This window comes from Aeromonas sp. Y318-3, from assembly GCF_027706185.1.
Classification (GTDB): domain Bacteria; phylum Pseudomonadota; class Gammaproteobacteria; order Enterobacterales; family Aeromonadaceae; genus Aeromonas; species Aeromonas veronii.
Genome location: NZ_JAPDCN010000028.1, coordinates 1 through 22,736, shown reverse-complemented (window position 1 = coordinate 22,736; position 22,736 = coordinate 1). Strand labels below are relative to the sequence as shown.

General features: G+C 59.5%; 21 protein-coding genes and 1 riboswitch. Of the genes, 8 read left to right on the top strand and 13 right to left on the bottom strand.

The window, feature by feature from the left end; genetic code table 11:
- Positions 1-34: 34 nt before the first annotated feature.
- From OKB77_RS22945 to OKB77_RS22910, 8 genes are all read right to left on the bottom strand, one after another.
- Positions 35-994 carry a LysR substrate-binding domain-containing protein gene (locus tag OKB77_RS22945; RefSeq protein WP_150390283.1) on the bottom strand — a complete coding sequence of 320 codons (960 nt, stop codon included), beginning with the start codon at positions 992-994 and terminating at the stop codon, positions 35-37.
- Positions 995-1,129: 135 nt separating this feature from the next.
- Complete coding sequence (locus tag OKB77_RS22940; RefSeq protein WP_150390595.1) at positions 1,130-1,756, bottom strand: LysE family translocator; 627 nt, start codon at positions 1,754-1,756, stop codon at positions 1,130-1,132.
- Between the two features lie 103 nt (positions 1,757-1,859).
- Positions 1,860-2,354 (bottom strand): acetolactate synthase small subunit, encoded by a 495-nt coding sequence (gene ilvN, locus OKB77_RS22935; RefSeq protein WP_005311605.1) that lies wholly within the window; start codon positions 2,352-2,354, stop codon positions 1,860-1,862.
- Positions 2,355-2,445: 91 nt separating this feature from the next.
- Positions 2,446-4,164 (bottom strand): acetolactate synthase 3 large subunit, encoded by a 1,719-nt coding sequence (locus tag OKB77_RS22930; protein WP_005339146.1) that lies wholly within the window; start codon positions 4,162-4,164, stop codon positions 2,446-2,448.
- A 390-nt stretch (positions 4,165-4,554) separates the two neighbouring features.
- Entirely contained in the window at positions 4,555-4,707 is a 153-nt protein-coding gene (locus OKB77_RS22925; RefSeq protein WP_005341188.1) for a hypothetical protein, read from the bottom strand.
- 37 nt (positions 4,708-4,744) lie between these two features.
- Positions 4,745-5,854 (bottom strand): MJ1255/VC2487 family glycosyltransferase, encoded by a 1,110-nt coding sequence (locus tag OKB77_RS22920; protein WP_005349173.1) that lies wholly within the window; start codon positions 5,852-5,854, stop codon positions 4,745-4,747.
- A complete protein-coding gene (locus OKB77_RS22915; RefSeq protein WP_265776324.1) occupies positions 5,851-6,354 on the bottom strand; it encodes a phosphatase PAP2 family protein in 504 nt (167 codons plus the stop codon). The genes OKB77_RS22920 and OKB77_RS22915 overlap by 4 nt, the downstream gene beginning before the upstream one ends.
- Before the next feature lie 126 nt (positions 6,355-6,480).
- Entirely contained in the window at positions 6,481-7,101 is a 621-nt protein-coding gene (locus OKB77_RS22910; RefSeq protein ID WP_005349170.1) for a TetR/AcrR family transcriptional regulator, read from the bottom strand.
- Positions 7,102-7,509: 408 nt separating this feature from the next.
- On the opposite strand from OKB77_RS22910, the gene leuA reads away from it, so the two are divergent.
- The 5 genes from leuA to OKB77_RS22885 all read left to right on the top strand — a co-directional run bounded on the left by leuA (position 7,510) and on the right by OKB77_RS22885 (position 13,380).
- Entirely contained in the window at positions 7,510-9,072 is a 1,563-nt protein-coding gene (gene leuA / locus OKB77_RS22905; RefSeq protein WP_265776323.1) for a 2-isopropylmalate synthase, read from the top strand.
- A 132-nt stretch (positions 9,073-9,204) separates the two neighbouring features.
- Positions 9,205-10,290: a 3-isopropylmalate dehydrogenase gene (gene leuB / locus OKB77_RS22900; protein ID WP_069526616.1), complete on the top strand. Its 1,086-nt coding sequence runs from the start codon at positions 9,205-9,207 to the stop codon at positions 10,288-10,290.
- A gap of 33 nt (positions 10,291-10,323) precedes the next feature.
- Positions 10,324-11,721, top strand: a complete 1,398-nt coding sequence (gene leuC / locus OKB77_RS22895) for a 3-isopropylmalate dehydratase large subunit (protein ID WP_265776322.1) — start codon at positions 10,324-10,326, stop codon at positions 11,719-11,721.
- A gap of 12 nt (positions 11,722-11,733) precedes the next feature.
- Positions 11,734-12,333 carry a 3-isopropylmalate dehydratase small subunit gene (gene leuD, locus OKB77_RS22890; protein WP_199427660.1) on the top strand — a complete coding sequence of 200 codons (600 nt, stop codon included), beginning with the start codon at positions 11,734-11,736 and terminating at the stop codon, positions 12,331-12,333.
- A gap of 117 nt (positions 12,334-12,450) precedes the next feature.
- A complete protein-coding gene (locus OKB77_RS22885; protein WP_265776353.1) occupies positions 12,451-13,380 on the top strand; it encodes a transglutaminase domain-containing protein in 930 nt (309 codons plus the stop codon).
- Between the two features lie 30 nt (positions 13,381-13,410).
- On the opposite strand, the gene OKB77_RS22880 is transcribed toward OKB77_RS22885, so the two are convergent.
- Entirely contained in the window at positions 13,411-13,701 is a 291-nt protein-coding gene (locus tag OKB77_RS22880; RefSeq protein ID WP_108540907.1) for a PilZ domain-containing protein, read from the bottom strand.
- 89 nt (positions 13,702-13,790) lie between these two features.
- Positions 13,791-13,881, top strand: a riboswitch (TPP riboswitch).
- Positions 13,882-13,941: 60 nt separating this feature from the next.
- On the opposite strand from OKB77_RS22880, the gene thiB reads away from it, so the two are divergent.
- From thiB to thiQ, 3 genes are read left to right on the top strand one after another with little or no spacing between them, the layout of a single operon-like run.
- Positions 13,942-14,922, top strand: a complete 981-nt coding sequence (thiB, locus tag OKB77_RS22875) for a thiamine ABC transporter substrate binding subunit (protein WP_265776321.1) — start codon at positions 13,942-13,944, stop codon at positions 14,920-14,922.
- Positions 14,919-16,538, top strand: coding sequence for a thiamine/thiamine pyrophosphate ABC transporter permease (thiP, locus tag OKB77_RS22870; protein WP_265776320.1), 1,620 nt, complete (start codon positions 14,919-14,921; stop codon positions 16,536-16,538). The genes thiB and thiP overlap by 4 nt, the downstream gene beginning before the upstream one ends.
- Positions 16,525-17,220 (top strand): thiamine ABC transporter ATP-binding protein, encoded by a 696-nt coding sequence (thiQ, locus tag OKB77_RS22865; protein WP_265776319.1) that lies wholly within the window; start codon positions 16,525-16,527, stop codon positions 17,218-17,220. The genes thiP and thiQ overlap by 14 nt, the downstream gene beginning before the upstream one ends.
- An 82-nt stretch (positions 17,221-17,302) precedes the next feature.
- Here thiQ and OKB77_RS22860 read toward each other — a convergent pair whose 3' ends face one another.
- From OKB77_RS22860 to OKB77_RS22845, 4 genes are all read right to left on the bottom strand, one after another.
- Positions 17,303-18,673, bottom strand: a complete 1,371-nt coding sequence (locus OKB77_RS22860) for a PhoH family protein (RefSeq protein WP_005358170.1) — start codon at positions 18,671-18,673, stop codon at positions 17,303-17,305.
- A gap of 220 nt (positions 18,674-18,893) precedes the next feature.
- Positions 18,894-19,577, bottom strand: a complete 684-nt coding sequence (locus tag OKB77_RS22855) for a TSCPD domain-containing protein (RefSeq protein WP_139493764.1) — start codon at positions 19,575-19,577, stop codon at positions 18,894-18,896.
- Positions 19,578-19,587: 10 nt separating this feature from the next.
- A complete protein-coding gene (locus OKB77_RS22850) occupies positions 19,588-21,735 on the bottom strand; it encodes an adenosylcobalamin-dependent ribonucleoside-diphosphate reductase (RefSeq protein ID WP_265776318.1) in 2,148 nt (715 codons plus the stop codon).
- Positions 21,736-21,946: 211 nt separating this feature from the next.
- A complete protein-coding gene (locus tag OKB77_RS22845) occupies positions 21,947-22,399 on the bottom strand; it encodes a pullulanase (protein ID WP_042080513.1) in 453 nt (150 codons plus the stop codon).
- Positions 22,400-22,736 lie beyond the last annotated feature (337 nt).

The window sequence follows — 22,736 nt, the reverse complement described above, 5'->3', positions numbered from 1 at the left end:
TATTTTTGCTCTGTGTACGACAAACAACCCGCGGCTAGAGCCACGGCAACTCTACCATATTGGCGACGGGCGGCTGATTGATCAGATGAAGTTGCACCGTCTCCCGGCTGATATGGGGGGCGTAGAGGTGGATAAAGTCGTACATGTAGTCGCGCAGATGGGCATGCTTGCGCAGGCAGATATGGGTGGCGCTCGAGGCGATCAGGTGGTCGATGTTGAGGCTCACCAGATCCTCCCTGTCCCCCTCGTCGAAGGCCACGCTGGCAATCACCCCGACCCCCATCCCGAGCCGAACGTAGTGCTTGATCACATCGGTATCGGTGGCGGTCAGCACGGTTTTCGGCGAGAGGCCGTGGCGGCTGAAAGCCTTGTCCATCTTCGAGCGGCCGGTAAAACCGAACACATAGGTGATGAGGGGATAGCGAGCCAGATCCGCCATTGACAGCGGCTGGCAGTCAAGCAGCGGATGAGCGTGCGGCACCACCACACTGCGCCCCCAACGATAACAGGGGACGGCGGCCAGCTCGTCGAATAGGTACATGGACTCGGTGGCGATCGCCATATCCACATCGCCGCTTTGCACCATCTGGGCCAGTTGGGCAGGCGCCCCCTGATGGAGCTGGATCGCCACATCGGGATAACGACGGCTGAACTCGGTGATCACCGCTGGCAGCTTGTAGCGAGCCTGGGTGTGGGTGGTGGCGATACGCAGCACCCCGCTGGTGGCCAGTTGCTCCCCCAACGACAGCTGGTTGATCTGCTCCACCTGCGCCACTACCCCCTTGGCCAACTCCATCACCTGCTCGCCTGCGCTGGTCAAGCCGACCAGATTCTTTCCCTTGCGGGTAAAGAGGGCGAGCCCGAGCTCATCTTCCAGCATCTTCATCTGCTTGCTGAGGGTGGGCTGGGAGGTATAGAGCTTCTCCGCCGTCGCCGAGATGTTGAAGTTGTTCTTCACGATCTCGGTAAAGTTCTTGAGCCGGGCGATGTTCATCTGGGCAAGGGATCTCGCTGCTGCGGCCAACAATGCTGGCGTTGATAAGAGAGCGCGGGAGAGACCCCGCAGCTAACCGCCGACCATACCACAGCGCCGCGCACGATAACCTGCCCCAGGTCAGAAAGCGGCGAGCTAGTCGCTGGCGAGCTTGATCCCGAGTCCGACAAACAGGGTGCCGATGCCCCGGTTGAGCCAGCGACCGAGACGCTGCGACAACCGAACCTTGTGGCTGGCATAGACGGTGGTAAAGACCAGCAGGTGACACCAGATGATGCCGCCCAGATTGAAGATGCAGCCGAGCAGGATAAAGGCGAGCGCCTTGTCGGGGGCATCCGGTGCAATGAACTGGGGCACGAAGGCGAGGAAAAAGAGCGCCACCTTGGGGTTGAGCACATTGGTCAGCACACCCTGCCGGTAAATCTGGCCATAGGAGAGGGCGGGCAAGGTGATCCCTCTCTCCATGGAACCCGTTGCTTGCTGGCACAGCAGGGAGAACCCCAGATAGATGAGGTAGATGGCGCCAGCCAGCTTGATAAGGGCAAACAACTCGGCCGAGGCACTGAGCAGGGCCGACAGACCGAGGGCCGCAGCCAGCACATGCACCATGACACCTGTGCCGATACCCAACGTCGCGACCGAACCGGCACGCCACCCTTGCGAGCCGCTGCGCAGCATGACCAGCAGGGAGTCCGGCCCCGGCATGATATTGAGCAGCAAGCCCGAGACCATAAACAGTGCAAGATCATGAATACCGAACATCATCCTACCCTCGTAAAGCAAAACCAAACAAAGAGGGCTCCGCAGAGCCCTCTTTACTTTCACTCTGCGGCAGCTGACGCGTCATCAGCTGTCCCGCCAGCCATCAGGGCCGCAGCGCCTTGTCCGCCCGGGAGATACCGCAGACGCCGGAGCGCACCACTTCGATGATCTCGTTGGTCTGGGCGGCAGTCTTGATAAAGGCATCCAGCTTCTCGCTGGTGCCCACCAGCTGTACCGTGTACTGCTCGGGGGTGACGTCGACAATCTGGCCACGGAAGATATCTGCCAGCCGTTTCAGCTCGTCACGGGCCCCACCGGCGGCACGCGCCTTGACCAGCGCGATCTCCCGCTCGATATGCTCCCCTTCACTCAGGTCGCACACCTTGAGCACATCCACCAGCTTGTGCAGCTGCTTCTGGATCTGCTCCAGCACCCGCTCGTCACCCATGGTGACTATGGTCATGCGTGACAGGGTGGGATCCTCGGTCGGTGCCACCGTCAGGGTCTCGATGTTGTAGCCGCGCTGGGAGAAGAGGCCCACCACCCGGCTCAGGGCGCCGGATTCGTTCTCCAGCAGTACCGAAATGATATGCCTCATGATATTTCTCCCGCCTTGCTCAGCCACATCTCGTCTTTGATGGAACCAAACTTGAGCTCCTTGAGCACGACCGAAATAATATGCTCCATCGTCAGGTCCTCTCCGTCTTGCTCAGCCACATCTCATCCATGGCACCAAACTTGATCTGCATCGGATAGACGTGCTCATCCGGGTCGACCGAGATATCCATGAACACCAGCCGATCCTTCATGGCGAAGGCCTTCTCCATGGCGCTCTCCAGTTCTGCCGGATCGCTCACCGCGATGCCGACGTGGCCGTAGGCTTCCGCCAGTTTGACGAAGTCCGGCAGGGACTCCATGTAGGAGTGGCTGTGACGACCGCCGTAGAACATCTTCTGCCACTGCTTGACCATGCCCAGCGCACGGTTGTTGATGGAGATGATCTTGATGGGCACCCCGTACTGCATGCAGGTAGAGAGCTCCTGAATGTTCATCTGCACCGAGCCATCGCCGGTGACGCAGCAGACCACCGCATCCGGGTTGGCAAACTGGGCCCCCATGGCAGCCGGAATACCGAAGCCCATGGTGCCGAGGCCCCCTGAGTTGATCCACTGGCGCGGTTTGGCAAACGGGTAGTAGAGGGCAGCAAACATCTGGTGCTGGCCCACGTCGGAGGCGACGAACGCCTGACCCTGAGTCACTTTGTAGAGGGTCTCGATCACCTGCTGTGGCTTGATCTGGGTAGCCGACTTTTCGTAGGCCAGACAATGACGGGAGCGCCACTGGTTGATCTGGCTCCACCAGTCCGCCAGCGCCTCCTTGTCGTTATCGAAGCCACACTCGCGGATCACTTCCAGCATCTGCTCCAGCACGGTTTCCACCGAGCCGACGATAGGCACATGGGCCTGCACCGTCTTGGAGATGGAGGTGGGGTCGATATCGATATGAACCACGGTCGCATTTGGGCAGAACTTGGCCACGTTGTTGGTGACGCGGTCATCGAAGCGGGCACCGACAGCGAAGATGAGATCCGCGTTGTGCATGGTCTTGTTGGCTTCGAAGGTGCCGTGCATCCCCAGCATGCCGATAAATTGCGGATGGACACCGGAGAAAGCCCCCAGCCCCATCAGGGTGGTGGTCACCGGCAGGTTCAGCAGCTCCGCCAGTTTGGTCACCAGATGATCCGCGTTGGCATTGATAGCGCCGCCGCCCACGTACATCACCGGGCGCTGGGCTTCTACCAGCAGCTTGGCTGCCCGCTTGATCTGCCCTTTATGGCCAGACTTGGTCGGGTTGTAGGAGCGCAGGGAGACCGTCTCGGGATACTGGTAGGGGAATTTTTCTTTCGGGTTCTGCACATCTTTGGGCAGATCCACCACCACCGGCCCCGGGCGGCCGCTGGCGGCAATGTAGTAGGCCTTCTTGATGGCCTCGGGAATATCGCTCGCCTTCTTGCACAGGAAACTGTGCTTCACCACCGGGCGGGAGATACCGATCATGTCGGTCTCCTGGAACGCATCCTCACCGATCATGCTGGTCGGCACCTGGCCGGAGAGGATCACCAGCGGAATGGAATCCATATAGGCGGTGGCAATACCGGTAATGCAGTTGGTCGCTCCCGGGCCTGACGTTACCAGCACAGTCCCCACCTTGCCGGTGGAACGGGCGTAACCGTCAGCCATGTGAACCGCGGCTTGCTCGTGCCGCACCAAGACATGCTCCATCTTGCCGTTTTCGAAGAGAGCGTCATAGATGTCGAGCACTGAGCCACCAGGGTAGCCGAAGACGTGCTCAACTCCCTGATCTTCCAGCGCTCTAACCACCATCTGGGCGCCTGATAACATCTCCATGATAAAGCCCTCCAGGCTTTGCTCCGTTTAGCGAATCCCGCCGACGATGCCGTGCTTCCCGGCACGGCCCGATCCGTTTCTTGTTGTTATCTGAATGCAGATCGGTCCAATTCAGCCCCGTCGACAGTAGAAAAAAAGGATTTTTCCGTCATTCACCCGAAAATAGGGTGAAAAACCAACTTAACCCGCTTCATAACGCTTGTCCACGGCTTTATCTGACCAGAACAGTCATACATTTCAACCGGCTATTAACATTCAATGACTTGCCGCAGCGACCATGAGACAAAAGGGAAGGAAGTCGGGGAATGGCCAGCGGATCATTCCGCAGAGGGGGAAAACAGCCACAAAAAAGCCCACCGCTCAGCGGTGGGCTTGATGCCGAATGATGAATCAGTTGTCCTGATCCGGCTCCGCCAGCCAGATCTGCTGATCCGGATCGGTCTCTTCACTGACCGAAATGCTGACACCCATATCGAGCAACTCGTGCAGGGTGAGATTGTCAGCCAGGTTCATGACTTCGCCGTTTTCATTGGTAAAGCGCATTTGCTCCGTCCTCTCCTTGGTGGGATCGCCTTTCAGTCTAGTCAACAACGCTCACTTGCGATAACCAGCAACTGGATAAACAGTCGCCCCCATCCAGCTCGCTCAGGCGATCACTCACCTCCTCCGGAAACAGGGTGCGCGCCCAGAGCCGCCGCGACAGAGAGGCCACGCTCTCGTCAGCGCCCGCCGCCAGCCAGCGGGCCAGCTCCCCTGCTACATCGGGGTAACAGACCGCCCCGGGCGAGGCGCTGTCGAGCCAGGTGCGCACCAGATTGGCATCGAGCACATCCATCAGGGTCGCCAGTCCCATCATCTCGAGGGTCTTGCCGTTGGTCAGCTGCTCGAACTGGCCGCCGAGGGGTTTGACCAGCAGCTTCTTGCCGAGAGTGAGCGCCTCGGAAGCCAGCTCGAAACCTGCGTTGGAGATTACGCCGCGACAACCGGCCAGCACGGCGATAAACCCGTGTCGCGACGGCGGCTCGAAGCGCAGATTGCGCCATTGGCTCGGGGTGCGAATGGCGGGGTGAAAGCAGACGAAGCGCTGCTGACCAAAGCGCGACAACAGGGCGGCGATCGCCTCGGTCTGCTCGAACGGCAGATAGACCAGGATCTCGCCGTTATCCGGCGCAGCGGCGATAGGGTCGATCACCGGCGGCAGCAAGGGGTGACCGAAGTGAAACCAGTGCAGCCCGAGCGGCTGATCCACAGGAGCAAAGTGGCGCATCAGCTGGCGGCTTACCCCATCCTCCCCCCAGCGCGGGATGGGCCAGTTGAAGCTGGCCTGATGGCTGACGGTGAGGCTCGGCTTGCCATAGCGGCGGGCGGCGTGGGCGGTCAGCGGCTCAAAATCGCTCACCACCAGATCGTATTCGCTGCAATCGAGAGACCGCAGATCCCGCCAGAAGGTGAGCGGCGAGGCGGCTTGCAGGGTGCGCCACGGAGAAACGCGCCCCTCGTGACTGACAAAAGTGAGGCCGGGAAAGGCACGGTATGCGCCAAACTCCTCCATGTCGAAGTAGCGGTCGGCGGGGCGGCCGCTAAAGAGATAATCCACCTCGACCCCTGCCGTGCGCAGCGCCCGGGCCAGAGTGCGACTGCGACTGATATGACCGTTGCCGGTGCCTTGCACCCCAAACAGTATCCTCATGAGTGGCTCCAGCCGAGCGCCAGCACGGCGCAACCGCCCCCCAGCAGGGCACCGGCCACCAGATCGCTCAGGTAGTGTACCCCGAGCAGCAGCCGGGATGCTCCCACCAGCGCCGCCCAACCAAACAGCAGGGGTGCCCAGAGCGGAAAGCCGGTGGCCAGTATGGTGGCCATCAGAAAAGCGGCGGCGGTGTGGCCGGAGGGGAGGCTGTAACGATCGGAGGGGGTGATAAAGACCGGCAAGCCGACCGGCCGTTGCCGTTTCAGGCTGTTTTTCAGCAGCAGATAGAGGGGCAGTTCGATGGCGAAGGCAAGTAGCGCCAGTCGCACCAGTTCCCGCTCTGCTTCCCCCTGCCACCAGAGCAGGGCGGCCAGCACGACGTAAAGCGGGCCATCACCGGTACGGGAAATGAGACGACTCACCCTCGCCTGCTGCCGGTTGTAGCCGTGAAGCAGGCAGACCCGGCACACCTGCAGGTCCCATTGCTGGATCTTGTTCATATCCCCTCCTTCCCTGAATTCTGCTTGCAGAGTAAGAAAGCGGGATGACGTTACGTTGAACAAGGGATAACAGATTTATGAAAAAAGGGCCGAATGGCCCTTTTTAATCTCGATGTTGCGGCAAAATCAGTGGCTGCCGCGCAGGCCGGTCTCCATCAGACGGCAGTTGTGGTCCGCCAGACGGGCCATGAAGTGCTCATCCACTTTCAGGCCAAACACCTGCTCGTAGAGATCTTTCATCACGAACGGCTGCCACATCATGCTGAGGAAGGAGATCTTCAGCATGTCGGGATCCAGGTTGTCACCCAGCTCGCCGTTGGACTTCATGGTTTCCAGCAGGGCATCGAACTGCGGCAGCTGACGTTCCAGCAGGCGGTTCAGCACAAAATCCCGGCCCGGGCTCTTCTCGGTTGACAATGCGCTGGAGATGGCAGAGGTCAGCTCGCTGTTGGGCGCCATCACCTGATAGTAGGTGTTGAGCAGCTCGTTGAGGCTGTGATTGCTGTGTTCATCTTGCCAGGCATGGTCGAGGGGCTCGGCGACATCGCCCAACACCGCTTTGTAAAGACCCTCTTTACTGCCGAAGTAGTAGTGGATCATTGCCAGATTGGAGCCAGCAAGCTCCGCGATTTCGCGTGTAGTCACCTTGCTATAGGGAGTATTGAGAAAACGCTCACGGGCGGCAGCAAGCAACTTGTCACGAATGTCAGAACGTCCGACCGGACGACCAGGTCTACGTTTTTCCATTTAACACCTCAGATAATTCAGCCAATGCTGATAAGTCGATCTGGTTGTGCAGAGAATAGAGCACAGCAGGAATGACCAGATAATCGGTCATGGGCCGAATATGGGACAAGGAAATTTGCAATCCTTTACAATCCGATTAAATACGTCAGCAGATTGCCCCTGACCTTCCGTGTTGACACAGCATAAAAATCTCGATATTGGTAAAAGCGTTATCGACTGGAAGGAATAACAACGTCATGCGTATCGCCACCCCGCTACTACTAATCTCCCTAATCGCGTTAACTCGCGCGGGATCCTTGTAGCCGGGCTAAGGCATAGCCGGAATTTACAAAAACCCGTGCACCCTGCACGGGTTTTTTTATGCCGCCGCAGGATGCACGTTACCGAACTTAGGAAGAGGGAAGTCACATGTCAGATCGGGTCATCATATTCGACACCACCTTGCGTGATGGTGAGCAGGCCCTGGCGGCCAGTTTGACAGTCAAGGAGAAGCTGCAGATCGCCCAGGCACTGGAGCGGCTCGGTGTCGACGTCATGGAGGTGGGCTTCCCGGTCTCCTCTCCCGGCGATTTTCAATCGGTGCAGACCATCGCCCGCCACATCAAAAACAGCCGGGTCTGCGCCCTCGCCCGCGCCCTGCCCAAGGATATCGACGCCGCCGGCGAAGCCTTGCGGGTCGCCGAGGCGTTTCGCATCCACACCTTTATCTCCACCTCCTCCATCCATGTGGAGAGCAAGCTGAAAAAGAGCTTCGAAGACGTGCTGGAGATGGGGATCGGCGCCATCAAGCACGCCCTGCGCTACACCGATGATGTGGAGTTCTCCTGCGAGGATGCGGGCCGCACGCCGATCGATAATCTCTGCCGCATGGTGGAGGCCGCCATCAAGGCGGGCGCCCGCACCATCAATATCCCGGATACCGTGGGCTATACGGTACCGACCGAGTTCTCCGGCATCATCCACACCCTGTTCAACCGGGTGCCCAACATCGACAAGGCCATCATCTCGGTCCACTGCCACGACGATCTGGGGCTCTCGGTGGCTAACTCCATCGGCGCGGTGCAGATGGGGGCCCGCCAGATCGAGTGCACCATCAACGGCATCGGCGAACGGGCGGGCAACTGCTCGCTGGAAGAGGTGGCGATGATCCTCAAAACCCGCGCCGACCTGCTCGGGGTACAAACCAATATCCGCCACAGCGAAATTCATCGCACCAGCACCCTCGTCAGCCAGCTCTGCAACATGCCGGTGCAACCCAACAAGGCGATCGTCGGTGCCAACGCTTTCTCCCACAGCTCCGGCATTCATCAGGATGGGGTGCTCAAGGCGAAAAATACCTACGAAATCATCACTCCCGAGAGCATTGGCCTGACCCAGAACAACCTCAACATGACCTCCCGCTCCGGCCGTCACGTCATCAAGCACCGGATGGAGTCCATGGGCTACGCCGAGAGCAGCTACGACCTAGACCACCTCTACGGCAAGTTCCTGACCCTGGCCGACAAGAAAGGGCAGGTGTTCGACTACGACCTCGAAGCACTGGCCTTCTTCAGCCAGATCCACGAAGAGCCCGAGCACTTCAAACTGGAGTACCTCGGGGTGCAGAGCGGCAGCTCGGTACTGGCCACCGCCTCGGTCAAATTGAAGGTGGGACAGGATCTGGTCTGCGAAGCGGCCACCGGCAATGGCCCGGTGGATGCGGTCTACCAGTGCATCAACCGCATCACCGGCTATGAGATCCGCATCGACAAATATGCCCTCAAGAGCAAGGGCGAAGGGGAAGATGCCCTCGGTCAGGTCGATATCGTCGCCGAGTACAAAGGGCGCAAATTCCACGGCATGGGACTGGCCACCGACATCATCGAATCCTCGGCCCACGCCCTGCTCCATGTGATCAACAGCATCTGGCGCGCCGATCAGGTGGCCGAGCAGATGGAACGCAATAACAGCATCAAATCAGAAACCGTCTGAGCCGAACTAGGTACCAAACAGACAGAATGGAATGACAACATCGGGACGGGGAACGTCTGAACCGGCAACCGCGCGCAGCGTCGGGGAAACCGGACAGAGGGATCTCAAAGACAATATCAGGATGGAGAGTGTATGAGCAGTTATCGGATCGCAGTATTGCCGGGTGACGGCATTGGCCCGGAAGTGATGGCCGAAGCCGTCAAGGTGCTGGAGAAGGTGCAGGCCAGGTTCGGCCTCGCCTTCGAGTATGATCGCCATGACGTGGGCGGCATCGCCATCGACAACCACGGCACCCCGCTGCCGCAAAGCACCATCAAAGGTTGTGAAGCAGCCGATGCCGTGCTGTTCGGCTCGGTGGGCGGCCCGAAATGGGAACATCTGCCCCCCAACGATCAGCCGGAACGTGGCGCCCTGCTGCCCCTGCGCGCCCACTTCAAGCTGTTCTGCAACCTGCGTCCGGCCCGTATCTATACCGGTCTGGAACAGTTCTCCCCGCTGCGCGCCGATATCTCCGATCGCGGATTTGACATCGCCTGTGTGCGCGAGCTGACCGGTGGCATCTACTTCGGCCAGCCCAAGGGACGCGAGGGAGAAGGGGCGAACGAGAAGGCATTCGACACCGAGGTGTACCATCGCTTCGAGATTGAGCGCATCGCCAAGATTGCCTTTGAGTCGGCGCGTGTGCGCCGTGGCAAGGTCACCTCCATCGACAAGGCCAACGTGCTCGCCTCCTCCATTCTGTGGCGCGAGGTGGTGACGCAAGTGGCCAAGTCCTATCCGGACGTAACCCTCAACCATATGTATATCGACAACGCCACCATGCAGCTCATCAAGGACCCGTCCCAGTTCGACGTGCTGCTCTGCTCCAACCTGTTCGGTGACATCCTCTCCGACGAGTGCGCCATGATCACCGGCTCCATGGGACTGCTCCCCTCCGCCAGCCTCAACGAATCGGGTTTCGGCCTGTTCGAACCGGCCGGTGGTTCGGCCCCCGATATCGCCGGCAAAGGGATTGCCAACCCCATCGCCCAGATCCTCTCCGCCGCCCTGATGCTGCGCTACAGCCTGGGCCAGGAAGCCGCAGCTCAAGCCATCGAGCAGGCCGTGGCCCAGACCCTGGCCGAGGGTTACTTCACCGCCGACCTGCATCAGGCCAGCGCCCGCCATCCGGTGCAGAGCACGTCCGAGATGGGTAGCCAGATCGCCGCCCGGATCTGAGCCGCATAACAGAGAACAAGGAAGAGAGAAGCAATGGCCAAGACCCTCTATCAGAAAGTATTCGACGCCCACGTGGTACGGGAAGTGGAAGGGGAGACCCCCCTCATCTACATCGACCGCCATCTGGTGCATGAAGTGACCAGCCCGCAGGCATTCGACGGCCTGCGCGCCATGAATCGCCAGCTGCGCCGCCCGGACCTGACCTGGGCCACCATGGATCACAACGTCTCCACCACCACCAAGGACATCGCCGCCTCCGGCGAGATGGCCCGCATCCAGATGGAGACGCTGGCGGACAACTGCAAGGAGTTCGGGGTTCGCCTCTACGATCTCAACCACAAATATCAGGGGATCGTCCATGTGATGGGCCCCGAGCTCGGCATCACCCTGCCCGGCACCACCATCGTCTGCGGCGACTCCCACACCGCCACCCACGGCGCCTTCGGCTCGCTGGCATTCGGCATCGGCACTTCCGAAGTGGAACATGTGATGGCGACCCAGACCCTGAAACAGGGCCGCGCCAAGACCATGCGCATTTCGGTCAACGGCAAGCTGGCCGAGGGGATCAGTGCTAAGGACGTGGTGCTGGCCATTATCGGCAAGGTCGGCCATGCCGGTGGTACCGGCTACGTGGTGGAGTTCGCTGGCGAGGCCATTGCGAGCCTCTCCATGGAAGGGCGGATGACGGTCTGCAACATGGCCATCGAGCTGGGCGCCAAGGCCGGCATGATAGCCCCCGACCAGACCACCATCGACTACATTCGTGGCAAGGAGTTTGCCCCCAAGGGCGAGGTACTGGAGCAGGCCATCGCCTACTGGCAGAGCCTCAAGAGCGATGAAGGTGCCCATTTCGATGCCGAAGTAGTGCTGGATGCCGCCGATATCGCCCCGCAGGTCACCTGGGGTACCAACCCGGGCCAGGTGATTGCCGTCAATGAGCCGATTCCGGCACCGGAATCCTTCAGCGATCTGATGGAACAGCAATCCGCCCGCAAGGCGCTCGCCTACATGGACTTGCAACCGGGCCAGAAGCTCTCCGACGTTGCCATCGACAAGGTGTTTATCGGGTCGTGCACCAACAGCCGCATCGAGGATCTGCGTGCGGCCGCCGCCATCGCACGCGGTCGCAAGGTGGCCACTGGCGTGCAGGCGCTGGTGGTGCCGGGTTCCGAGCAGGTGAAGGCGCAGGCCGAAGCCGAGGGGCTGGACAAGATCTTCATCGAGGCCGGTTTTGAGTGGCGCCTGCCCGGCTGCTCCATGTGTCTGGCCATGAACAACGACCGGCTGCAACCGGGAGAGCGCTGCGCCTCCACCAGCAACCGTAACTTCGAAGGGCGTCAGGGCCGCGCAGGCCGCACCCATCTGGTCAGCCCGGCCATGGCCGCCGCCGCCGCCGTCACCGGCCGCTTCGCCGACATTCGCGCACTGTAAGAGGACATTTAGATGACAGGATTCAAACAGCATAAAGGGATCGTCGTCCCCCTCGACAGCGCCAACGTCGACACCGACGCCATCATTCCGAAGCAGTTTTTGCAAAAAGTAAACCGCATCGGTTTTGGCAAGCACCTGTTCCATGACTGGCGCTTCCTGGACGATGCCGGCCAGCAGCCCAACCCCGAGTTTGTACTGAACCAGCCGCAATTCGCCGGTGCCAGCATTCTGCTGGCCCGCGAGAACTTCGGCTGCGGCTCGAGCCGCGAGCACGCCCCATGGGCGCTGGCGGACTACGGCTTCAAGACCATCATTGCCCCAAGCTTTGCCGACATTTTCTACAGCAACGCCATCAACAACGGCATGGTACCGGTGCGTCTGAAGGAGGAGGAGGTCGACGCCCTGTTCCAGCTGGTGGCCGCCCAGCCGGGCATCGAGATCGAGGTGGATCTGGAAGCGAATAAGGTGCGCGCAGCTAGCCTCTGCTTCGGTTTCGAGATCGATGAATTCCGCCGTTACTGTCTGCTCAACGGCTTGGATGCCATCGGTCTGACCCTGCAGCACGAGGCCGCCATCAGCGCCTTTGAGGCGAAGCAGCCGAGCTGGATTTAACGCGCCAGTTGCAAAAAAACGAGTAGAATCAACAGGGAGCTTCGGCTCCCTGTTTTACTGTCCGCGAAGCTTCCCACTTTGGGCCACCGGAACTGGCCCGTGCCACAGGAAAGGATGATGAAGAGACCGATGGCAATCCCTCTGCTCTGTGCCCTGCTGCTTGCCATGCCTGCGGGGGCCAGCCAAACCAGCTTCAACAACAGCCTCGGCCAGATCAGCGTCGGCTGGCAGGATAGCGAAGGCAAATCCCAACAGCTCACCTACCGGCTCGAACAGGGCAAGTTGCCGCCTCTCATCGCCTATCGCCCGGCCAGAATGCAGGAGGAGGTGTTGCAGGTGTTGCTGCGGGAGGTGCGCCAGAACTACCCCGAGGTGCAGTTCACCCTCGCCCGTCCCTCGCTGGAGCTGCATCTGAAAAGCCGTAATCAGGACAAGGCGCGCGAGGCGATGGCCTTTCTGCAGTCCAAGCGGAGCAAAGAGGAGCAGGCGTGGCTGACCAAACACTACTTCCAGTACTTCAACACCCCGGACGGACAGCTGGCGGTGAAGCAGGATCATGTGCGCATCGCGCTGGAGAGTCGCAGCGGGCTGGCTCCACTGGCGGATCAACTCAAACAGCAGGGCAGTACCGAAACAGAAGCGCGCCAGAAAACCGTGGCCCATATGCTCACCTTTATCCAGAGCATCCCCTATCAGCAGCTCGACAGCCTGAACGGCAGGCAGGGCAAGGGATTTCTATCCCCCCGTCAGGTGCTGGAGCAGAACCGGGGGGACTGCGACAGCAAGGTAACCCTGATGGCCGCCATGCTGGCCCAGCTCTTTCCAGAGCTGAAACAGGCCATGGTGTTCGTCCCCGGCCATGCCCTGCTGGCCGTTGACCTGCCCGCCAAGCCGGGGGATGTGACCCTCAACTGGCAGGGGCAGAACTACCTGTTGCTCGAACCTACCGGTCCCGCCACCTTGCCTGCGGGCCAAATAGCATCGACCAGCAAAACGCTGGTCGATAGCAAGCAGTTGAGTGTGCAGCCGGTTCAGGAAAAAGGCTAATTCCCTCCCTCTGCCGATGGGGAGAGAGGATTAACCCTGAGGCAGAAACTCTACCGCCAGCAGCAACCCGATCTCCTCCTCCAGCACCCGGATAATACGGGCATGGGCTTCAAAGGGAGGCAACAGGTTGTTATTGGTAGCAAGACTGATCCGGATGGGCTGATTGATGTCGAGCTGGTGTTCAGAGACCGCAATCCCCATGCCGTTGGCACTGAGATCCCGGCAGATCCCCTCCAGCACCAGCTGCTGCTGATAGACGGTGACCGGAGCATTGATGACCATGCGCGCAAAGGCACGCCTTTCCTTGGTATTGGTAAGCACGCGAACATCCTCTGTTGGGTGGGCGTCATCTCATGGGTATTGCACAATTGTGCTGGTCTACCCAAAAGAACGTTAATACAATGCGGTTCGTTTCTCAAACGGGGTGCGGTTTACCGCTGAGATTATACCCGTGTACCTGATCCAGATAATGCTGGCGGAGGAATTTGAGGCATGGCGCTCATTTTTTGCGCCCTCACCCGCTGGCACCTCGTTATTAACAAGTAATAGGGAGTGCCACCCATGAAGACCCTGCTGCTGGTCACCACCGGCCTGCTGTCGGCCAATGTGTTCGCCGCCGACACCCTCACCGTCTACACCTACAGCTCCTTCACTGCAGAATGGGGTCCGGGGCCCAAGATCAAACAGGCCTTCGAGAAAGAGTGCGACTGCACCCTCAATCTGGTTCCCCTCGAAGATGGGGTCGCCATCCTCAACCGGCTGCGGCTGGAGGGCAACCACAGCAAGGCCGATCTGGTGCTGGGGCTCGACGATGCCCTCATCAGCGAAGCCAAGCAGAGCGGTCTGTTCGCCCCCCATCCCGCCAAGCTGGATGGCATCAAGGTGCCGGGTGGCTGGCAGGATGACACCTTCGTCCCCTACGACTACGGCTACTTTGCCTTCGTCTATGACAAAGACAAACTCAAGCAGCCGCCCAAGAGCCTGAAAGAGCTGCTGGAGCGTCCCGACCTCAAGGTGATCTATCAGGATCCCCGCACCTCCACCCCGGGGCAGGGGCTGATGCTGTGGATGAAGTCTGTCTACGGCGACAAGGCGCCTGCCGCCTGGGCCGAGCTTGCCAAAAAGACGGTCACCGTCACCAAGGGGTGGTCAGAGGCTTATGGCATGTTCCTCGATGGCGAAGCGGACATGGTGCTCTCCTACACCACCTCTCCGGCCTATCACCTGATTGCCGAGAGCAAGCCCCAGTATCAGGCTGCCGCCTTCGAGGAGGGTCACTACCGTCAGGTAGAAGTGGCTGCCAAGCTGAAGAGCGCCAAACAGGAGAAGCTGGCTGACCAGTTCCTGCAATTTATAGTGAGCCCCGCCTTCCAGAACGAGATCCCGACCGGCAACTGGATGTATCCGGTTATCGACACGCCGCTGCCCAAGGGCTTCGAGCAGATGATCACCGTAGCCAAGCCGCTCGCCTTCAGCAGCGATGAGGTGGCCGCCAATCGCAAAGGGTGGATCCGCGAGTGGCTGCAAGCCGTCACCCAGTGAACCGTTATCTGAAACCACAGGCTCGTCCCCTCTGGTGGCTGCCGGGCAGTGCAGCCACCCTGTTGATCCTGCTGTTATCCCTCGGGCCGCTCGCGGCCCTGCTGTGGCAGGCCGGTTCGCTGGCACCCCGCACCCTGATCGCAGATCCTTATCTGCGTCATGTGCTGGGCTTCAGTCTGGGACAGGCACTACTCTCCACCCTGCTCAGTCTCGGGCTGGCCATTCCGGTGGCCCGCGCGCTGGCGCGGCGCCGCTTCATTGGCCGAACCCTGCTGATCAAGCTATTTGGTCTCTCGCTGGTGCTGCCGGTCATCATCGCCATCTTCGGCATAGTAGCGGTACACGGCAAACAGGGGTGGCTGCCGCAACTGTTGCGCTCATTGGGGCTGGATCCCGGCAATTATCTCTACGGCCTGTTCGGTATCCTGCTGGCCCATGTCTTCTTCAATATGCCGCTGGCGGCACGCCTGATGTTGCAGAGCATAGAGAGCATCCCCGAATCGAGCTGGCGCCTTGCCAGCCAGCTTGGCATGCGCTCATCCCACATCTTCCGGCTGCTGGAGTGGCCGCTTATTCGCGGCATATTGCCGGGGCTGGCCAGCCTCATCTTCATGCTCTGCTTCACCAGCTTCACCACAGTGCTGGCGCTGGGGGGCGGGCCGAAATCGACCACGCTGGAGGTGGCCGTCTATCAGGCGCTGCGCTTTGACTTCGATCTCGCCACCGCGGGCGGATTGGCGCTGGTGCAGCTGATCCTGACCGCCGCCCTGCTCGCCCTGCAGCACAAGCTGCAGAGTACCCCGGCCAGCAGGGTGACACCCCGTCGCCCCTGCCTGCGGCCGGATCGCCATCAGCCAGGCACGGCCGTGGTGGATCTCCTTTCGCTCAGCATCGGGCTCGCCATCTTTCTGCCACCGTTGCTTGCCATCGTAGTGGCAGGCCTTCAACCCGGCCTGCTGACAGCGCTCACCTCAAGCAAGCTGTGGCAGGCGAGCGGCCAGTCACTGCTGATTGCGCTGGCGGCAGGCACCCTGGCGACCCTGCTCGGCAGCGGCCTGCTGCTCACCAGCCGTCACCTCAAGGTGCGCACCCGCCAGCGGCGCGCAGCTGCCATGTGGGAGGCCAGCGGCTCGATGATCCTGATGATCCCGGCGGTGGTGCTCTCCACCGGTCTCTTTATCCTGTTTATGCCTTTTGCTGATGTTTTTGCCCTTGGCCCCTGGCTGGTGGTACTGGTCAACGCCCTGATGGCGCTGCCCTATGTGCTGCGCACCCTCTCTGCCCCCATGCAACTGGTGGTGCGCCAATATGATCGACTGGCCGACAGCCTCGGGGTGCGCGGCCTGTATCGCCTGCGACTGGTGGAGTGGCCACTGCTGCGCCGCCCGCTGGCACTGGCGATGGCATTGTCGATGATCCTCTCGCTGGGGGATCTCGGCGCCATCGCCATGTTTGGCAGTCAGGAGCTCACCACCCTGCCCTGGCTGCTCTACCAACAGCTTGGCAGCTATCGATTGACCGAGGCAGCCGCCACCGCTCTGCTGCTGCTGACGCTCTGTTTCTCCCTGTTCTGGCTGGTGGAGCGGGGACTTGGAGGAAAACATGCTGAACATTGATATGCTTGCGACCAGCTACCCCGACTGGCGCGTCAGCTTCAGCGCGACCCTGCCCAAGGGGGAGATCACCGCGCTGATTGGCCCAAGCGGCGCGGGCAAGTCGACCCTGCTCGGGATGATCGCCGGCTTCGTGCCGGTGCAATCAGGCCGCCTCAGTTTCGATGGTGAAGACCTGCTGCCACTGGGCCCCGCCGAGCGGCCAGTCACCACCCTGTTTCAGGATCACAACCTGTTCCTCCACCTGTCGGTGTTCGACAACATCGCCATCGGCTTGCACCCGGGTCTGCGCCTGAGTGCCGCCCAGCGGGCACAGGTGATCGATGCAGCCGAGCGGGTTGGTCTTGGCGAGATGCTAAGCCGCCTGCCTGAACAGCTCTCCGGCGGCCAGCAGCAGCGGGTCGGGCTGGCTCGCGCGTTGGTGCGCGGCAAACCGCTGCTGCTGCTGGATGAGCCCTTCTCTGCCCTCGATCCCGCCCTGCGCCGGGAGATGCTGGCGGAAGTGGCGAGGCTAGCCTGCGAACAGGGCATTACCGTACTGATGGTCTCCCACAATCCGGAGGATGCCCAGCTGATTGCCGATCAGGTGCTGTTTGTCGACGAGGGGCGCATCGCCCTGCAAGGCAAGCCGGATATTCTGCAAAACAGCGACCACCCGGGGCTGCTGCGCTACCTTGGACAGTGACCCAAGGACACTGAACTGGTGACGGGATCAAAAAAGGGAAGCCAAGTGGCTTCCCTTTTTCATATGAAGATAGCCAGCTAAATCAGAGATTTTCCTCGGCGAACGAAGCCAGTCGGCTGCGCACCACGCCATTGAGGAAGATGTTGGCACTGCCGTCAAAATCCTTGAAACGCTCGACGATGTAGGTGAGACCCGAGGTCACCGGGCTCAGGTAGTTGGAGTCGATCTGGGCCAGGTTACCGGAGCAGACGATCTTGGTACCCTCGCCGCAGCGGGTGATGATGGTCTTGATCTGGGACGCGGTCAGGTTCTGGCACTCATCCAGCAGCACGAAGGTGTTCTGGATGCTGCGCCCGCGCATGAAGTTAACCGATTTGAACTGGATATTGGCCTTCTCCATGATGTAGCTGAGCGAGCCGCTCATGTTCTCGTCCTGCTTGTGCAGTACCTCCAGGGTGTCGGTCACCGCCGCCAACCAGGGCATCATCTTCTCCTCTTCAGTGCCAGGCAGGAAGCCGATGCTTTCGGCAATTTCCGGGGTATTCCGGGTGACGATCACTTTCTCGTAAATGCCCTTCTCAATCACCAGCTCCAGCGCCGCCGCCATCGCCAGCAGGGTCTTGCCGCAACCGGCCGGACCGGTCAGGATCACCAGATCGATGTGCGGATCGAGCAGTGCATCCAGCGCCATCCCCTGATAGACATTCTTGGGGTGTACACCCCACGCCTTGCGAGACATCAGTCGCTCGCGGCCCAAATCCTTGATGCGGATCTTGTTGCCATCGTGGCTGAGCACCCGGGCGGCGAAGAAATTCTCCTCATCCACCAGATACTGGTTTACGTGAACCCCTTCCAGCAGATTGGCATCGATCACATGGATGGTGTCGCGGCCATGGGTCTCGCTCTCGCACTCGCCAACCCGCTCCCAAAAGCTGCCGGGCACCACCTGAAAGCCTTTGGCCAGCAGGCGGATATCATCGATCAACTGGTCGCTACGGTAATCTTCAACGTGAGCAAGTCCGGCCCCCTTGGCCTTGAGGCGCATGTTGATGTCTTTGGTGACCAGCACCACCTGACGCTTCAACTCGTGCTTTTGCAGATAGAGGGCCGCGTTGATGATACGGTTGTCGGCCTCCTTGTCGGTAAAGACCTCGGCATCCTGCGGCAGATGGTGATCGCTGAAGATGCAGATATTGCCGCTCGCTTCGCCAGCCAGCGGCACGCCCTGGGTGATCTGATCCGGGGTTGCATCGCGGAACACATCTTCCAGCGCACGAATGGCCACCCGCGCGTCGCGGCTGACATCCTTGTTGCGATCCTTGATGTTATCGAGCTCTTCCAGCACCGTCATGGGGATGAGCACGTCGTGCTCTTTGAAGGAGTAGATAGCGAGGGGTTCGTGAAGCAGAACGTTGGTATCCAGGATAAACAGCTTTCGGTCCGTATTGTCCATAAGCATCCTCCTTGGCACTGAAGGGCCACGTGTGTGAATCTCAGATGTCATTGAAACCACACGGCCGTGACAGTTTTATTACCTTCAACGCTACGCCCGATTTTACTATCGCGCAACAAATCACTTGGCCGCCTGATTTGATTGAGCATAAAAACAGCAATAAAAAGACCGGCACTGTGGCCGGTCTTTTTTCTATCGTTCAACTACTTGAACATGTCTGTCAGCCGCACTTGGAGTCGCCACAGTTGAGGCAGGTCATGCAGCCATCCTTCAGCACCAGCGCCTTGGTGTGGCACTTGTAGCAGAGCGCTGCATTGGCCGGGAAACCACTGCTCGTCTGCTGCTCTTCAGCCTCCTGAGCGGCTTTCAACTCGGCCTGCTTCTCGGCCAGAAATGCCTGCTGATGCTCGTCCAACCCCGGCGCCTTGAGCATGCCGATCTCGGTGAGATGGCTCTCGATCACGTTGCCAATTTCGGCGATCAGCGACGGCACATACTTGCCCTTGTTCCAGTAGCCGCCCTTTGGATCAAACACCGAGCGCAGCTCCTCGACCAGGAAGGTGACATCCCCACCCTTGCGGAATACCGCCGAGATGATGCGGGTCAGCGCCACGATCCACTGATAGTGCTCCAGGCTCTTGGAGTTGATGAAAATCTCGAACGGACGGCGAGTTTCGTGAACCGTGCCCTCGTTGAGAATGATGTCGTTGATGGTGATGAACAGTGAGTGCTCGGAGACATGCTCCGGCGTCTTCAGCTTGTAGGTGGTACCCATCAGCCGCTCCGGGCGCAGCACGGTTTCGTGCATGTGCACCACGTCATCCTGCACAGAGAGATCTTCTTGCGGCTCATCCTTGGTACGCACCTTGTAGGCGACGATTTTCTTGTCGATCTTCTTGACCATAATGTCGTTCTCAGAATTTACCGTAATAGCCTTCTTTCAAGGCGTCGTAGAGGTTGGCGGCCGTATGCAGCTCGCCATCGTATTCGATCTCTTCGTTCCCCTTGACGGAGATGACGGAGCCATCCTCAAGGGTGAACTCATAGAGGGTGTTCTCCAGATCCTTCTCCTTCACCAGCACGCCCTGGAAGGCCTCCGGATTGAAGCGGAAGGTGGTGCACCCCTTGAGGCCGGAGTCCGAGGCATACATGTAGATGTCCTTGAACTGCTCGAACGGGAAATCAGTCGGCACGTTGGCGGTCTTGGAGATGGATGAGTCAATCCAGCGCTGAGCCGCCGCCTGAATGTCCACATGTTGCGCCGGGGTGATGTCATCGGCAGTAATGAAATAGTCCGGCAGACGGCTCGCCACATCATCGGCATAGGGCATGGCGGCCGGATTCACCAGCTCGCGATAGGCCAGCAGCTCGAAGGAGTAGACATCGACGCTCTCCTTGCTCTTCTTGCCCGGCTTGATGACGTTGCGGCTGTAGTGGTGGGCAAAGCTCGGCTCGATGCCGTTGCTGGCATTGTTGGCCAGAGACAGCGAGATGGTGCCGGTCGGCGCGATACTGCTGTGATGGGTGAAACGACCACCCACTTCCGCCAACTCGGCGACCAGCGCAGGATCCACTTCGGCAACCTGCTGCATATAGCGGCTGTAGCGCGCATGCAGCACCTTGCCCTTCACCTTGTCGCCTACCTTGATGCCATCAGCCGCCATTTCCGGGCGCAGACGCAGCATCTTGCCGGTTACTTCGAACTCCTGCTCCATGATGGGGGCTGGGCCCTTCTCCTTGGCAAGACGCAGGGACTCCTGCCAGCCGGTCATCGCCAGCTCCTGGGATACCTGCTCGGTAAAGGCTACGGATGCCGCAGAGCCGTACTTGATCTGCAGCATGGTGAGGGTCGAACCAAGACCCAGGAAACCCATGCCATGCCGGCGCTTGGCTGTGATCTCCTCGCGCTGTTTGGCCAGTGGCAGTTGGTTGATCTCCACCACGTTGTCGAGCATGCGAGTAAAGATGGCCACCACCTTGCGAAACGCCTGCCAATCGAATGCCGCGTTTTCAGTAAAAGGGTCGCGCACAAACTTGGTCAGATTGACCGAGCCCAGCAGACAGGCACCGTAGGGCGGCAACGGCTGCTCACCACAGGGGTTGGTCGCGCGGATCTCTTCACAGAACCAGTTGTTGTTCATCTGGTTGACCTTGTCGATCAGGATGAAGCCGGGCTCTGCATAGTCATAGGTGGAGGTCATGATGACATTCCACAGCTTGCGGGCTGGCATGGTCTTGTAGACCTTACAAGCGACCTGCCCCAACTCGTTGAATACAACCCCTTCCTTGTTGGGCCAGTCGGCCCATAGCACCTGAGCGGGATCGTCCAGCGCAATGCCATCCTGCTCCACCTCTTTAGCGGTGTAGGGGAAGATCAGCGACCAGGGGGCATCCTCTTTCACCGCCTTGACGAAATCTTCGGTGATGAGCAGAGAGAGGTTGAACTGACGCAGGCGGCCATCTTCACGCTTGGCCTGAATAAACTCGATCACATCGGGATGGCGGATATCCATGGTGCCCATCTGGGCGCCGCGACGGCCACCGGCTGACGAGACGGTGAAACACATCTTGTCATAGATATCCATAAAGGAGAGCGGGCCGGAAGTGTAGGCACCGGCACCGGAGACAAAGGCACCGCGCGGGCGCAGCGTCGAGAAGTCATAGCCGATACCACAACCAGCTTTCAGGGTCAGGCCAGCCTCGTGCACCTTGCCTAGGATATCGTCCATCGAATCTTCGATGGTGCCGGAAACAGTACAGTTGATGGTTGAAGTGGCAGGCTTGTGCTCAAACGCCCCGGCGTTGGAGGTGATGCGGCCCGCCGGAATGGCCCCATTGCGCAGCGCCCACAGGAACGGCTCATACCAGGCCTCCGGTTCCAGCTCCTGCTCTGCCAACGCACGGGCAACCCGCTGGTAAGTCTCATCGATAGAGCTGTCGATGGGAGTGCCATCCTTGCTCTTGAGGCGATACTTGCTATCCCAGATCTCGAGGGACGTTTCCTGCATGGGGATAAGGCGGGAGCCAAGCTCACTCTCCAGCACCGGGTTCGATTTAGCCATTTTCAATCAACCTTATGTGAATGCATCAACATCATGACAACAGCATAAAACACAACTAATGGTGCCATCTAAAATTAATGGCACAACATATAGTACACCTGATGCCATGAGGGCGCCGATTCTAACCTAAAAAAATGCCCCGGCCAGCAGATTTCTGGGCCAGGGCACTTAACTGATTAATTTGCTGAGAGATTTAACACTCAGAGATAGATCAGGGCTTCTTGACGTAAACGGACGGCGTTTCACCCGCCATATTCAGATAGAACTCATAGACGCCATCAGCATCCGGTGAGAACTTCATGTCCTCATACTTGGAGCAGGGGTTAACCGGCACCGCCTCACCACCCAACACGACAACACCATCACTCGGGCTCTTGTAACCAAAGTTGGTACCGCAGCTCCAGCCTGAATCAGCAAACTTGAACTTGTAGGGGGCCCACTCTTTCTTGAGGGTGCCTTTGGCCATATAGAGCTTGTCGGCCACCTTGACTACCTTGCTTTCATCAGTCGCCATCCAGTCGTTCATCTCCCCGCGCAGGTAGATGGACTTGCCACCGAAGTCGCTGTTGTCTGCCCCCGCCTGCTCTGCACCACCATTGGATGCGCAACCGCCTAATACCAGGGTTCCCGCCGCCAGCATCATCGTTACTGTTCTTTTGAACATGGGTCTATTCCTTAAATTATTGTGATTCCTTGGTCCATCAATATGGACTGAAGAATTAAACCAGAGGAAACATCACGAGAAAGGTAGAGGCATCACATTCTGTGTTTTATATATCCAACCCATTGAACCAGTGAGCAAATATCGAACAGGAAAAGAGGTCTTTTTGGGGCTTTAGAAGGGTAATCAATGAATGACAAGAAGGGGAAAGTCTAATAATTCGGTGACGTGCTGAATTGCAGCCAATAAAAAACCCCGCTCATTGAGCGGGGTTTCTTGTATTGGGTGCCTGGCAGTGTCCTACTCTCGCATGGCGAATGCCACACTACCATCGGCGCTA